Source organism: Mesorhizobium sp. LSJC285A00, from assembly GCF_000503155.1.
Taxonomy (GTDB): Bacteria; Pseudomonadota; Alphaproteobacteria; order Rhizobiales; family Rhizobiaceae; genus Mesorhizobium.
The window spans coordinates 1-239 of sequence record NZ_AYVK01000119.1; the positions used below are offsets into that span (position 1 = coordinate 1).

Consider the following 239-nt stretch of genomic DNA (forward strand, 5'->3'; position numbering starts at 1 on the left):
ATTCGGCTTCGAAGCCGACACGACGCACCATTTCTTTGCTGAAGCCATCAACTCCACCGGTGTCCGCGTCTTCAGCCTCACTGCTGGAGCGGACATGTCCCATCAGTTGCTGCCCCTAGCGCTCCAGGGGTTGACCAGGGCCCGGGAACACCTGCTGGTCCTCGGTCGCCAGAGCGCCATCGAACGCGTCGCCGCGTTCCTGGTTGACATGGCCGAACGGCAAGGGGGGTTGCGGCAGG

1 pseudogene is annotated in these 239 nt (G+C 64.0%); it reads left to right on the forward strand.

The window, feature by feature from the left end:
- Positions 1-239: pseudogene (locus X726_RS137225) on the forward strand (transcriptional regulator); the annotation flags it as partial.